The sequence below is a fragment of the Kingella kingae genome (assembly GCF_900475905.1).
GTDB lineage: Bacteria > Pseudomonadota > Gammaproteobacteria > Burkholderiales > Neisseriaceae > Kingella > Kingella kingae.
Genome location: NZ_LS483426.1, coordinates 1,366,361 through 1,379,584 on the forward strand (window position 1 = coordinate 1,366,361; position 13,224 = coordinate 1,379,584).

Genomic DNA, 13,224 nt, shown 5'->3' on the forward strand with positions numbered 1-13,224 from the left:
GCCGTGTACAAATCGTACATAAGAGCGTTATCAACGCCGTACCATTGCGATTTCACTTCACTATAAAAAATGCCACTCGGTTTGCAAGCGGCATTTCACGTTAATTATTTTTCAAATTCGCCACACATTGCTGGTCTCGCGCCGTAAACGCATCTGCGCCACCCAGCAATTTTAAGCGTTCTTCCGAGCTAATTTTGGCAAACGATTGAATTTGCTTCACACCCAAACGCTGTAACGGCTCTTTCCACACGCATACGCAATATTCCGCCACCAAGCGTCCATCGCTGTCTTGCAAGCCGCGTTGTTGCAAATCTGCCTGCCATTTAGGTGCGGCTGGCACGTTTTGTATGCAGCTTTCCACAATTTTGGCAATCGCCTGTTCTTTGCTCATCGCGCATTGGCTCAAAAAGAAAAAGCCTGCAAACATCAGCGCAATCACGCGCATCCAGTTAATCAGCGTTTTGCGTTTTTTTGCTGATAGGGCTATTCGCTGCGCTTCGGCTTCATCTACCAAGCAGCCTGCACTTTCTGGCTGGATTTCAGGTGCAGGCTGCTTTTTGTCTTGCTCCAAATCAGCCATTTAGGGTTTCCATGCGGATTAAAGTAACGGGCGACGAAACCGTGTCTTGCGCTTCAATTGCTTTAATCGCCGCTTTCACGTTTTTCTCAATGGTGTTGTGCGTCAAAATCACGATTTCCGCTTGGTTGTTGTCCAAAACCGCTTTTTGAATCAAGGCTTCAATCGACACATTTTCTTTTGCCAACAAGCTAGCAATCGCACCCAACACGCCTGCTTTGTCCGCCACTTGCACGCGCAAATAGTAGCTGCTGCTGATTTCGTCCATTGGCACGAAGGTTTGCTCAACCACTTGGCTTGGTTGGAACGCCAAATGTGGTACGCGGTTTTCGGTGTCTGCCGTAATCAAGCGCGAAATATCAATCAAATCGGCTACTACCGCGCTGGCTGTTGGCAACGCGCCTGCACCTGCGCCGTAATACAAAGTCTCGCCTACCATATCGGCATTGACGCGAACTGCATTCATCACGCCATTTACATTCGCCAACAAACGGCTTTCTGGGATTAAAGTCGGGTGTACGCGCAATTCAATGCCTTTTTCGGTTTTGCGTGTAATGCCCAATAATTTCACGCGATAGCCCAATTCTTCGGCGTATTTAATATCGCGGCTGTCTAATTTACTGATGCCTTCCAAATAGCATGCGCCAAAGTTCACAGGCGTACCAAACGCCAATGCCGACATAATCGTGATTTTGTGTCCAGCGTCGTGTCCTTTAATATCAAAAGTCGGGTCGGCTTCGGCATAGCCCAAGCGTTGCGCTTCTGCCAACACATCGGCAAACGCGCTGCCTTTTTCGCGCATTTCGGTCAAAATAAAATTGCTTGTGCCGTTGATAATGCCTGCAATAGATTTGATTTGGTTGGCTGCCAAACCTTCGCGCAAGGCTTTGATAATGGGAATACCGCCAGCCACCGCCGCTTCAAATTGCACCATCACATTTTTTTGTTCTGCCAACGCAAAAATTTCGTTGCCGTATTCAGCCAGCAATTTTTTGTTTGCTGTAACAATGTGTTTGCCGTTTTCAATCGCTTTTAACACCACATCTTTGGCAATGCCTGTGCCGCCAAATAATTCCACCACAATATCCACATCATCGCGCTGCACCAATTCCAATGGGCTTGGCACGAATGCGGCTTGTGGGGCGAGTTCTGCTGCACGTTGCGCGTTCAAATCGCATACGGCAGACAGTTTCACTTCACGACCCAAACGGCGCGAAATTTCGGCAGCATTGTCGCGCAATACTTGCGCCACGCCACCGCCCACTGTGCCTAATCCCAATAATCCGATGTTAATTGCTTGCATAATTTTTCCTGAACAAGAGTAAAATAAAACAGTTAAAAAATGCGCGAGATATTACCCGATTTTGCCTATTTTTGCATCTTTAAATAATAAGGAATCCCAATGAATTTTGAAGAAATGCGCCTCAGCACAGGGCTAACCATTGACGCACACAATTCACAACAAATTGAAATTTCAGGAAAAATCTATGAATTTCCTGTTTATTTGGGCGATGAAGTTTGCCCAGTAGCATACCAAACCGAGCAAGAAATCACGCTAAACGATGTGCAGGCTGCTTTTGAGCAAGGCGCAAATGTTTTGCTGATTGGCACAGGCGAAAAGCAGCGATTTGTGTCGCCCAAACTGGTGGCGCAGGCTGCTTCGTTGGGTGTTGGGCTGGAATGCATGACCACGGCGGCGGCGTGTCGGACTTATATGCTTTTGCGTAGCGAGGGGCGTAAAGTTTGTGCGTGGTTGTGGTAGGCAAATCCGCAAATATAAAAGCAGCCTGCACTTTTGTTTGATTTAAAAGTGCAGACTGCTTTGCTATTATTTAACCAATGAAATCATCATTTTTTCATACACGGCAGACAATTTATCAATGTCCGCCAATTCAATATGTTCATCAATTTGATGAATGGTCGCATTCACAAAACCCAGTTCAATCAATTCACGCGCAATCGCTTTAATGAAACGTCCGTCCGAAGTGCCGCCAGTCGTGGACAATTCAGGCGTTACGCCACAAATTTCGGTGCAGGCTGCTTGGGCGATTTCAGTTAATTTTCCTGCTTCGGTCAAAAATGGATTGCCCGACAAACTCCACGCTAAATCATAGGTTAAGTCGTGTTTATCTAAAATTTCGTATACGCGATTTTTCAGGCTGCTTTCCGTTTGTTCGGTGGAAAAACGGAAGTTGAATTTCACGTTTACGGTGGCTGGGATTACGTTGGTTGCGCCTGTGCCACCGTTGATGTTGGAAATTTGAAAGCTAGTGGCTGGAAAATAGGCGTTGCCTTTGTCCCATTCGGTTGCGGCAAGTTCGGCTAATGCTGGCGCGGCGGCGTGAATGGGATTGTTTGCCAAATGTGGGTAGGCGATGTGTCCTTGTTTGCCTTGCACGGTCAGGCTGCCTGAAAGCGAGCCGCGTCTGCCGTTTTTCAGCGTGTCGCCTAATTGATTGACGGCAGTGGGTTCGCCAACAATGCAATAATCCAACATTTCGCCGCGTTCTTTTAATTTATCAACGACTTTGGTTGTGCCATCGTGCGCGTCGCCTTCTTCGTCTGACGTGATTAACAAGGCTAGGCTGCCTGAAAAATCGGGATTGGCGGCAACAAAACGCTCACACGCGGTAATAAAACACGCAATCGCGGTTTTCATGTCGGCTGCGCCACGCGCGTAGAGTTTGCCGTCGTGTTCGGTGGGCGTGAATGGGTCAAACGTCCATTTGCTCACGTCGCCTGTTGGCACGACATCGGTATGCCCTGCGAAACACAGCACAGGCGTGGTGTCGCCCAAACGTGCGTAGAAATTTTTGGTTTCGCCAAAGTGCATTTCTTCAATCGTGAAGCCGATGGCGCGTAGGCGGTCGGCGAGAATGGTTTGGCAATTTTTATCATCGGGTGTGATGGATTGTTCGGCTAATAATTGTTTGGCTAATGCGAGTGTGTTCATGTGCAGGCTGCTTTGTACAGTTGAAAAAAGGGGATTTTAGCGGATTTTTAAATTCAGGCTAACAGAAATCGCCAAAACTGCTGCCACATTTCGCGCTGTTTGCGTTACATTGGCTTCTGCCATCGATAAAGCTTCGCGCAAATCGCAGCATTTGGGCAACACGCTGAACACGGCATCAATGCCATAATCGTGTACCACTTCTACGTTTTTGCCCAAACTGCCTGCAATCGCGATAACAGGAATGTTGTGTTGTTTGGCAATTTGTGCCACGCCAACGGGCACTTTGCCTTTGATGCTTTGGTCGTCAATACGCCCTTCGCCTGTGATAACCAAGTCCGCACCTTGAATGGCATCGGCAAAACGCAACCAATCGGTAATCATTTTGATGCCGCTTTGCAAATGTCCATTTAAAAAGCCTGCAAACGCCGCGCCCAAACCGCCAGCCGCGCCTGCGCCCGCAATATTGTCTATTTCCACGTTTAAATCACGGCGCACAATATCAGCAAAATGCTTTAATGCCGCGTCTAGTTGCGCCACTTGTTCGGGCGTTGCGCCTTTTTGCGGTGCGAAAACGTGTGCTGCACCGTGTTCGCCTGTTAGCGGATTATTGACATCGCACGCCACATCAAAACGACTTTGAGCAATGCGCGTATCCAACTGGGCGATGTCAATTCTATCCAGTTGCGCCAATGCTAAACCGCCGCGTGGCAATTCGTTGCCGTTTTTATCCAGAAATCTTGCGCCCAAGGCTTGCAACATGCCTGCACCGCCATCGTTGGTCGCGCTACCACCCAAGCCAATAATAAAATGGCGCACACCTTTGTCCCATGCCGACACAATCAATTCGCCCACGCCCAAAGTCGTGGTAATGCTGGGATTGCGTTGTTCGGGCGATACGTCTGCCAAACCGCAAGCGGCGGCAACTTCTATCATTGCGGTGTGGTTGTCGCCTGATAAACCCCAAAAAGCGGCAATCGGTTCGCCTGTTGCGCTGGTAACGCTTTGCGTGATTTTTGTACCGTGCGATGCTTCCAACAATGTGTCCACCATGCCTTCGCCGCCATCAGCAACGGGAATTTTGATGTATTCGGCGTTGGGGAAGGCTGTTTTGAAGCCGTTTTCAATACATTGCGCCACTTGCAAGGCGGATAGGTTTTCTTTAAACGAATCGGGGGCAATGACGATTTTTTTCATGGGATTGACCTTTCTGAATCAGCAAAAAAGTGGCAAAGCAGCCTGCACAATGGTTTTTATTGTAACGCAAAACCAATCGTGCAGGCTGCTTACAACATTTTTGCTACAATCCGCCTTTTTTCACGCAACAAACACATGAAGACAAAATTGATTTACTGGGCAAAACAAATCGCGCAAACGCTATTTATGCTGCTGATTATCAGCGTGGCGATAGATTATTGGCGCAAACCGTCCGCGCCCATGAACGCAGCCAACGCGCCATTTACCACGCTACAACAAACGCAATCCACATTGGCGAAATCCAGCGACAATCAAACTTTGGTGCTGTATTTTTGGGGAAGCTGGTGTGGGATTTGCAAACACACGTCGCCTGTAATCAACGATTTACACGCTGATGGTGTGCCTGTGTTGGGTGTAGCGTTGCGTTCAGGCAGCCTGCACAATGTGAGCGATTATTTGCAGCAAAATCACTTGGCGTTTGACACGATTAACGATGAGCATGGTGAATTATCGCAAGCATGGGGAATTAAAGTAACGCCCACAATCGTGCTCATTCGCAATGGCAAAGTGGTTCACAGTACCACAGGTTTGGCGAGCTATTGGGGCTTGAAAGCACGGATTGCGCTGGCGAATGTTTTGAATTGAAAAAAAGCAACCTGCACATTGGGTAAACAGAATGTGCAGGCTGCTTTTTGCTATAATCCGCGCTTTTCCTTTTATTGCCGTTCTACTTATGCGTTTAACCCAAATCAAATTAGCAGGTTTCAAATCGTTCACCGACCCCACCACCATTCACGTACCAGGACAACTGGTTGCCGTGATTGGCCCAAACGGCTGCGGCAAATCCAATGTCATTGACGCGGTGCGTTGGGTATTGGGCGAAGCGTCGGCAAAACAGCTACGCGGCGAAAGTATGCAAGACGTGATTTTCAACGGTGCTGCTACGCGCCGTCCTGCACCGCGTGCGTCTGTAGAATTGGTGTTTGACAACAGCGACCACAGTTTGCAAGGCGCGTGGGGGCAGTATGCGGAAGTGTCCATTAAACGCCAGCTCACTCGTCAGGGTGATTCTTCGTATTTCATCAACAATCAAGCGGTGCGCCGCCGCGACATTACCGATTTATTTTTGGGAACGGGTGTGGGTGCGCGTGGTTATGCCGTGATTGAACAAGGCATGATTTCGCGAATTATTGAAGCGCGTCCCGAAGAATTACGCGCCTACATTGAAGAAGCGGCAGGCGTATCCAAATACAAAGAACGCCGCCGCGAAACGGAAACGCGCTTAAAAGACACGCGCGAACATTTGCAACGCTTGGCAGATTTGCAAACCGAATTGGCGCGACAAGTTGAAAAGCTGGAAAAACAAGCAGGTACGGCGGAAAATTATCAGCAACTACAAGAAAAATTAACGCGCTTGCAAAATATTTTGGATTTTGTGCAATGGCAAACGGCTTTGGCGGACGCGGATAAATTGAGCGAAGCGCATTACGCGGCAAAATATCAACAAGAACAAGCACAAGAGCAAAATATTGAATTAAATGAAAAATTGAATGCGTTGCGCCAAACCGAGCAAGAGCAGCAACAACATCATCATGCGTTGAACCAAGAACACGCTTTGTTGCGCGAACAAATTGCGCGTTTGGAAGAACAATTACGCGCCCGACAATCGCAACAGCAACGCATAGAACGCGATAAGGCAGCAGCACAAGTTCAATTACACAAAATTCAACAAGAACAAATTATTATCCGTAGTGAATGCGATATTTTGGAAGGCGATATTGCGGATAAACAAGTGGCGTTGAGTGAATTGGCAATGGCGGTGGCGGAACACGAAACGCGGCTGCCTGAATTGGAACAATCGCAACAAGAAACGCAATTTGCGTATCAAAATCAACAAGATGAATTTAACCGTATTAAACGTGAATTGGCGTTGAAACAACAGCAACTGCAACACACCAGCAGCACATTGAGCAACAATACGGCGCGTTTGGCGCGTCTGAATGATGAGCAGGCTGCTTTGAATTTGCCGCCTGATACGGAATTGTTGGCAGTGCAGGAACAAGCAGAATTATTGCAAAATCAATATGATGAAAGCGAAATGCGTTTGGCGGAAAGTGAAAATAATCTGAATCAAGCCAAAACGCGCTTTCAGGCAGCCGAAACGCAATTTAATCAATTATTTCAGCAACATTTGACAGCACAAGCGCAATTTGGGGCATTGGCGGAATTGTTGCAAAATCAACCTACACATGATTTTTGGGGGCAAACCCATTTTGCCGATGCGCCTGTGTTGTGGCAGCACCTTGTTGCGCCAGCCGCTTGGCAACACGCTTTGAGCGTGGTGTTGGCGCAGCGTTTACAATCGCGTTTGCTGCCTGAAAACAATGATTTAGCTAACGATTTGCCGCAAGGTTCGGCAGCGTGGATTTCGCATTCAGGCAGCCTGCACAAGAAAACTCAGCCAGCGCAAGCATTGATTAACCAAATTCAAATCACACATAAAGATTTTCAGGCAGCCGTAGCGTTTTGGTTGGACGGTGTATTGTGTGCGCCGAATTTGGCTTACGCGGTGTCGCAGCAGGGCGAATTGCAAAATCATCAAATTTGGCTCACGCCCGAAGGTCATATTGTAGATAAATTTGGCGTGGTGCTGTTTGAGCCGTCAAGCAGCCTGCAACTGATTGAACACAAAAGCCGCCACGATGATTTGGCGAATGAATTGGCGGAACTCGCGCCAAAATTAGCCGCCGCGCAAACGCTGTTAGACCAATGTTACGAAGAAAATCAATCGCTTGAACATTATTACCGTGATGTGCAAGCGCAAAATCGTCAATTAGCGGCGCAGGTTCAGAAAGCGCAAAGTAAGGCGAATGAATTGTTTGCGCGTACCAATCAAGGGCAGTTGCGCCGCGAACACATTGCGCGTGAATTGCAACAAATCGCGGAAGATAACCGCCAATTAGCGCAAAATCGCGACAGTTTGCACGATGATATTGAAACGCTGGCGGTGTCGGCGCATGAATTGGAATTGCAACATCAAACGCTTTCAGGCAGCCATCAACAGCAACAAACTTTGTTGAAACAAGCGCAATTAGGGTTGTTGGAAGCCAATCGTCAGTACGGTTTGGCGGAAATTGCGTTGCACAAACAGCAGCAGCGTTTGGATAATTTGCGCCAACAAATTCAGACGTTGGAGCAGCAGAAATTGGATTGGCAGGAACGTCAAACGGAATTGGTGTTGCAAGACGAAGCGGACGAAAACCCTGATAATTCGCAACGTATTCAATTAAATACATTAAGCGAACACGATTTCGCGCTGCAAGACCAAATGAAAGCGGCGCAAAATCGTTTAGCGGAAACGCAAGCATTGGGGCGTGAATTGTATGCTCAACAGCAAACTTTGTCGGCGCAGTTGCCACAATTTCAGGCAGCCGCGCAAAATACTTTGCTGCAACAGCAAGAAGCATTGCTCAACGCGAAACGCTATCACGAAAATTTACATGAACGCGGCGCGGATTTGGCGGAATTGGAAACGGCGGCAAAAAATGCGCCGTCTGCCCATCATCTGTCGCAGGACATTGCCAAAACTTCGCAGACCATTCAATCATTGGGCGCGGTCAATTTGGCAGCGTTGCAGGAATTGGCAGAAGCGCGTGAGCGTGATGAGTATTACCGCAGCCAAAGCAGCGATGTTCAGGCAGCGATTGATTTGCTGGAAGAAGCGATTGCGCAAATTGACAGCGAAACTAAAACGCGCTTCAAAGAAACTTTTGATGCGGTCAATGAAAAGGTGCAAACCTTTTTCCCTACGCTGTTTGGCGGCGGCGAAGCCAGTTTGAAAATGTCGGACGATGATTTGCTCACGGCTGGCGTGTCTATTATGGCGCGTCCACCTGGTAAGAAAAATTCAACCATTCATTTGTTGAGTGGTGGCGAAAAGGCTTTGACGGCAATGAGTTTGGTATTTGCGCTGTTTAGTTTGAATCCTGCACCGTTTTGTTTGTTGGACGAGGTTGATGCGCCATTGGATGATGCCAACACCAGTCGTTTTTGCAATTTAGTTAAGGAAATGTCGGCGCAAACGCAATTTTTATACATTTCGCATAATCGTTTAACTATGGAAATGGCGGAGCAACTGATTGGCGTAACCATGCAAGAAAAAGGCGTTTCGCGGATTGTGGCGGTGGATATTCAACAGGCGTTGCAAATGGCGGAACAGTAAGCCATATAAAAAGCAGCCTGCACTTTTTGTTTGATAAAAAGTGCAGGCTGCTTTTGATTATTTACTATGTGACTTCTTCGCGCTCACTTGGCGTTTTTTTGTTTTACCGCCATTATTCCGCGCTTTTTCATCTTTCCGATTTTCACGTTTTGCAATCCGATTACTCAACGACACACGGCGCAACGGTTTATTCTTCGTTTGTTCCGCCACTTCATCATACGGATTTTCCGACACATTATATTGAATCCGCAACGGCGTACCCTGCAAATTAAACGCCTTACGGAACGTCTGCGTCAGATAGCGCGTGTAGCTGTCGCCAATCGCGTGCAAGGAATTGCCGTGAATCACAATCACAGGCGGATTGCTGCCGCCTTGGTGCGCGTAACGCATTTTCGGGCGCACCAAACCAGCGCGTGGCGGCTGTTGGCGTTCCACTGCACTTTGCAATACGCGCGTGATTTTCGGCGTTGGCATTTTGATAAACGCCGCATTATAGGCAGCCTGAATACTGTCAAACAAACCGTCAATACCCTTTTCTTTCAACGCAGAAATAAAATGAAGTTTCGCAAAATCAAGGAAATACAATTTCCGTGCGATATCGCGTTTTACTTGCTCGCGGCGTTCATCGGAAATGCCGTCCCATTTGTTCACGGCAATCACGAGCGCACGCCCAGCTTCCAATGCAAAACCCGCAATCGTCGCGTCTTGGTCGGCAATATCCTGTTGCGCGTCCAACACCAAAACAGCCACATTCGCCGCTTCCACCGCTTGCATTGCTTTGATTACAGAGAATTTTTCTACCGCTTCATCAACCTTACCACGACGGCGCACACCAGCCGTATCAATAATCGTAAACGGCTTATTATCGCGTTCAAAATCAATGTGAATACTGTCGCGCGTCGTGCCAGCCATATCAAACGCAATCACGCGCTCTTCGCCCAAAATCGCATTGACCAGCGTGGATTTGCCGACATTCGGACGACCAATCACAGCAAAAACAGGGTGTTTGTTTTCAGGCTCTTCATCACTCGCATCAGGGAAATTTTCCAGCACATCTTCAATCAGATAGTACACGCCGTCGCCATGCGCCCCCGAAATCACATACGGCTCGCCCAATGCCAATTCGTAAAATTCCGCCGCCAAAACAGGACGGTTACCGCCTTCGCCTTTATTCACCGCCAAAAACACAGGGCGCGGCGATTGGCGCAAACGGTCGGCGATGATTTTATCCTGCGGCGTCAAGCCAGTACGCGCATCTACCAAAAAAATCACCGCGTCCGCTTCATCAACGGCTTGCAGCGTTTGTTTTGCCATTTCATGCAAAATGCCACTATCCACAACTGGCTCAAAACCGCCTGTATCCACAACAAGATACGGTTTGCTGCCGACTTTGGCATGTCCGTAATGGCGGTCGCGTGTCAAGCCTGGTAAATCGTGAACAAGCGCGTCTTTGGTTTTGGTTAAGCGGTTGAATAAGGTAGATTTTCCTACATTGGGTCTGCCGACTAGGGCGATTGTGGGTTTCATGTTTTAGTCTTTCTGTTTCAGGCTGCCTGAAAAGTAGGTCGGGCAGGCTTGCCCGACATTGGCAATTTATCGCGATTTGTCGGGCTACCAGCCTGACCTACAATTTTCAGGCAGCGAGCAGGTGCAAATTGCACATACTACGGTTAATAAAAATAAGTGTGTTTACATATTTTCAGGCAGCCTGCACACTTTTTCAGGCTGCCTGAAATGATTATTTCAATCTACGATATTTAAATTTAGAATTTTTACCTAAAATGTGTAATGCTAACGCTGGGAATACAAATGCAATAGTATTTGAAAACAATGCCAAGAAAAGTATATTTTTCTCTCCACGGGAAGCAATCGTCATTGCTAAACCAATTTGCATAATACCAAAGATACAAATATATTCATTAAATGAATGGTATTTTTTCTTTTCATATTTCCAGTAATTCTTAAAATTTAATAAAATAGCAAGACTATTTATATAAAGCAATACTGATAATATAATTTGTACGGTTAGAGATATTTCTTTCTTCATTTCAAATTTAATATTTGAAAATAAGCATAAAATTTGCCCAATAAATAAAATAAAAATAAGCAGTAATACTGCAATTTTTTCATTTGGAATGTGAGTAAATTCTTTTAAACTAGCAATACCTAAAAAGACAAAAGATATTGTCATAAATATAAATAATAATAAAAGAATATATAATGCAATTATCATAATATTTATTTTTTCAGGCAGCCCAAACGTTCAGGCTGCCTGAAAACCTTACAACTGCCCAGCCTTCAACTGCACCAATTCACGGCTTGGCGAATTTTCAGGCAGCTTGTCCAACGCCAACTTATAAGCGTCCGCCGCTTCCTTCGTTTTGCCTTGCGCTGCCAACACATCGCCTTTCGTCTCATTCAACATCGGCGTGAAACTGTCATCAACAGGCGTATTCAACACCGCCAACGCATCATCAAATTTCTTCTGCTGCAACAACACATTAGCCAAATTTTGCGCCGCTTGCGCTTGGAACAAAGGTGTTTTCTGATTGTCCAACACCCAACGATACGCCGCCGCCGCTTCGTCCAATTTACCGCTATCAAACAAAAATTTAGCCGTTTCCAAAGTCGCCGCCGCCGTTGCCGTGCTGTTTGCGTAATCCTTTTGCAACGCCGCCAATTTCACCACATCACCTTTCACTTGGCTCGCTTGCGCGGCAGCCGATTCATTGCTGCTGCGAACCTGCCCCTGATAAATCACATTACCCAAATAGCCCAAAGCCGCCGCCACCAAAGCCGCCACGACCCATTTACCGCCATTTTTCCAATAATGTTTAACATTTTCAATTTCTTGTAATTCTTCGTGATGTGAAGACATTATTTGCTCCATTCTTTAATCTGTGAAATCATCTGCGCGGCTGGCACAGTAATTTGACCATTTTCGCCACGCAAATCTTTGATTGTTACCGTATTTTCTGCGGCTTCGCTTTCCGCGATAATCAAGCCAAAACGTGCACCCGATTGGTCAGCACGTTTAAACTGATTTTTCAATTTCGTGCTGCCTGAAAATTGCGCCACATTGAAACCATTTTCGCGTAAATTTTGTGCCAATTTCATCGCCGCCAAAGTCGCGCCATCGCCTTGCTGCATCACAAAAACATCAGGTGCGTCAGACACTTGCAGGCTGCCATAATCGCGCACCAACAGCAACAAACGCTCAATCCCCATCGCAAAACCGATAGAAGCCGCAGGTTTGCCGCCCAATTCTTCAATCAAACCATCGTAACGACCACCACCGCAAACCGTTGCCTGTGCGCCCAATTTGTCCGTTGTCCACTCAAAAACCGTCTGATTGTAATAATCCAAACCACGCACCAAACGCGGATTTTCAACGTATTGAATACCCAAACCATCCAACAACGATTTAACCGTTTGATAATGTTTTTGTGAATCTTCGCCCAAAAAATCAACCAAACGCGGTGCATTGTTACAAATTTCTTGCAAATCAGGATTTTTCGTGTCTAGTAAACGCAACGGATTTTTCTCTAAACGAACTTTCTCTTCATCGCTCAATTTATCCGTGTATTGCGAAAAATATTCAACCAAAGCAGCACGATGCGCGGCGCGTTCTTCGCGGTTGCCCAAGCTGTTCAATTCCAACGTGAGATGTTCCAAAATGCCCAATTCGCGCCACAAATCGGCACACATCGCGATGATTTCCGCGTCAATGTCCGCATCCGCAAAACCCAATGCTTCAATGCCGACTTGATGAAATTGGCGGTAACGTCCTTTTTGTGGACGTTCGCGGCGGAACATTGCGCCCATGTACCACAATTTGCGCGGTGCATCGTGCAGCAGATTGTGTTCCACCACGGCGCGTAAACAGCTTGCCGTGCCTTCGGGACGTAAGGTCAAGCTCAATGTGTCGTTGCTGTCGGAAAACGTGTACATTTCTTTGCCGATTACGTCTGTTTCTTCGCCGATTGAGCGCACGAATAAGCCTGTTTGCTCCACAATCGGCGTGCGGATTTGGCTGTAACCAAATTTGCGCGTCCATTTTTGAATTTGATTTTCAAAGGCTTGCCAGTAAGCGGCGGTGAGTTTGAAATCTTTTTGTTCTACGGGTAAAAGGTCGTTCATGCCTTTTACGGATTGGATTTTTTGTGTCATTTTATGGAATAAAAATGGTTGGAAAAATGGCTACAATTATAACCGATTTCGCGCTAAAAATATCAGCAAAAAGCAGCCTGCACTTTGAAATCTCAAAAAGTGCAGGCT

Annotated in this window: 11 protein-coding genes; 3 read left to right on the forward strand and 8 right to left on the reverse strand. The window is 46.9% G+C overall.

Annotated features, from left to right (window positions below):
- Positions 1–100: 100 nt before the first annotated feature.
- Both DQN52_RS07350 and DQN52_RS07355 read right to left on the reverse strand, forming a co-directional pair.
- Positions 101–580, reverse strand: a complete 480-nt coding sequence (locus DQN52_RS07350) for a hypothetical protein (RefSeq protein WP_003787019.1) — start codon at positions 578–580, stop codon at positions 101–103.
- Positions 573–1,880 (reverse strand): homoserine dehydrogenase, encoded by a 1,308-nt coding sequence (locus DQN52_RS07355; protein WP_003787017.1) that lies wholly within the window; start codon positions 1,878–1,880, stop codon positions 573–575. Before DQN52_RS07355 ends, DQN52_RS07350 begins: the two co-directional genes overlap by 8 nt.
- 99 nt (positions 1,881–1,979) lie before the next feature.
- Here DQN52_RS07355 and DQN52_RS07360 point away from each other — a divergent pair, with 99 nt between their 5' ends.
- On the forward strand, positions 1,980–2,339 hold the full coding sequence (locus tag DQN52_RS07360) for an Mth938-like domain-containing protein (RefSeq protein WP_003787016.1): 360 nt from the start codon (positions 1,980–1,982) through the stop codon (positions 2,337–2,339).
- 66 nt (positions 2,340–2,405) lie between these two features.
- Here DQN52_RS07360 and dapE read toward each other — a convergent pair whose 3' ends face one another.
- Complete coding sequence (dapE, locus tag DQN52_RS07365; protein WP_003787015.1) at positions 2,406–3,530, reverse strand: succinyl-diaminopimelate desuccinylase; 1,125 nt, start codon at positions 3,528–3,530, stop codon at positions 2,406–2,408.
- Between the two features lie 36 nt (positions 3,531–3,566).
- Positions 3,567–4,724, reverse strand: a complete 1,158-nt coding sequence (locus DQN52_RS07370; protein ID WP_003787013.1) for a glycerate kinase — start codon at positions 4,722–4,724, stop codon at positions 3,567–3,569.
- Between the two features lie 135 nt (positions 4,725–4,859).
- Between DQN52_RS07370 and DQN52_RS07375 the strand changes: the two genes are divergently transcribed.
- Positions 4,860–5,369, forward strand: coding sequence for a protein disulfide oxidoreductase (locus DQN52_RS07375; RefSeq protein WP_003787009.1), 510 nt, complete (start codon positions 4,860–4,862; stop codon positions 5,367–5,369).
- An 88-nt stretch (positions 5,370–5,457) separates the two neighbouring features.
- Positions 5,458–8,946: a chromosome segregation protein SMC gene (smc, locus tag DQN52_RS07380; protein ID WP_032827725.1), complete on the forward strand. Its 3,489-nt coding sequence runs from the start codon at positions 5,458–5,460 to the stop codon at positions 8,944–8,946.
- A gap of 57 nt (positions 8,947–9,003) precedes the next feature.
- Here the strand turns inward: smc and der are convergent, their stop codons facing one another.
- The 4 genes from der to hisS form a co-directional block, all read right to left on the reverse strand.
- On the reverse strand, positions 9,004–10,473 hold the full coding sequence (der, locus tag DQN52_RS07385; RefSeq protein ID WP_003787006.1) for a ribosome biogenesis GTPase Der: 1,470 nt from the start codon (positions 10,471–10,473) through the stop codon (positions 9,004–9,006).
- Between the two features lie 211 nt (positions 10,474–10,684).
- Positions 10,685–11,179 (reverse strand): hypothetical protein, encoded by a 495-nt coding sequence (locus DQN52_RS07390; RefSeq protein WP_003787002.1) that lies wholly within the window; start codon positions 11,177–11,179, stop codon positions 10,685–10,687.
- A gap of 48 nt (positions 11,180–11,227) precedes the next feature.
- The gene (locus tag DQN52_RS07395; RefSeq protein ID WP_032827724.1) at positions 11,228–11,824 is read right to left on the reverse strand and encodes a YfgM family protein; all 597 of its coding nucleotides are present in this window, start codon (positions 11,822–11,824) and stop codon (positions 11,228–11,230) included.
- Positions 11,824–13,116, reverse strand: coding sequence for a histidine--tRNA ligase (gene hisS, locus DQN52_RS07400; protein WP_003786999.1), 1,293 nt, complete (start codon positions 13,114–13,116; stop codon positions 11,824–11,826). The genes DQN52_RS07395 and hisS overlap by 1 nt, the downstream gene beginning before the upstream one ends.
- Positions 13,117–13,224: the final 108 nt, after the last annotated feature.

Coding starts and splice junctions, on each gene's coding strand:
- DQN52_RS07350 (WP_003787019.1), bottom strand. CDS start 580: ATGGCTGATTTGGAGCAAGACAAAAAGCAGCCTGCACCTGAAATCCAG.
- DQN52_RS07355 (WP_003787017.1), bottom strand. CDS start 1,880: ATGCAAGCAATTAACATCGGATTATTGGGATTAGGCACAGTGGGCGGT.
- DQN52_RS07360 (WP_003787016.1), top strand. CDS start 1,980: ATGAATTTTGAAGAAATGCGCCTCAGCACAGGGCTAACCATTGACGCA.
- dapE (WP_003787015.1), bottom strand. CDS start 3,530: ATGAACACACTCGCATTAGCCAAACAATTATTAGCCGAACAATCCATC.
- DQN52_RS07370 (WP_003787013.1), bottom strand. CDS start 4,724: ATGAAAAAAATCGTCATTGCCCCCGATTCGTTTAAAGAAAACCTATCC.
- DQN52_RS07375 (WP_003787009.1), top strand. CDS start 4,860: ATGAAGACAAAATTGATTTACTGGGCAAAACAAATCGCGCAAACGCTA.
- smc (WP_032827725.1), top strand. CDS start 5,458: ATGCGTTTAACCCAAATCAAATTAGCAGGTTTCAAATCGTTCACCGAC.
- der (WP_003787006.1), bottom strand. CDS start 10,473: ATGAAACCCACAATCGCCCTAGTCGGCAGACCCAATGTAGGAAAATCT.
- DQN52_RS07390 (WP_003787002.1), bottom strand. CDS start 11,179: ATGATAATTGCATTATATATTCTTTTATTATTATTTATATTTATGACA.
- DQN52_RS07395 (WP_032827724.1), bottom strand. CDS start 11,824: ATGTCTTCACATCACGAAGAATTACAAGAAATTGAAAATGTTAAACAT.
- hisS (WP_003786999.1), bottom strand. CDS start 13,116: ATGACACAAAAAATCCAATCCGTAAAAGGCATGAACGACCTTTTACCC.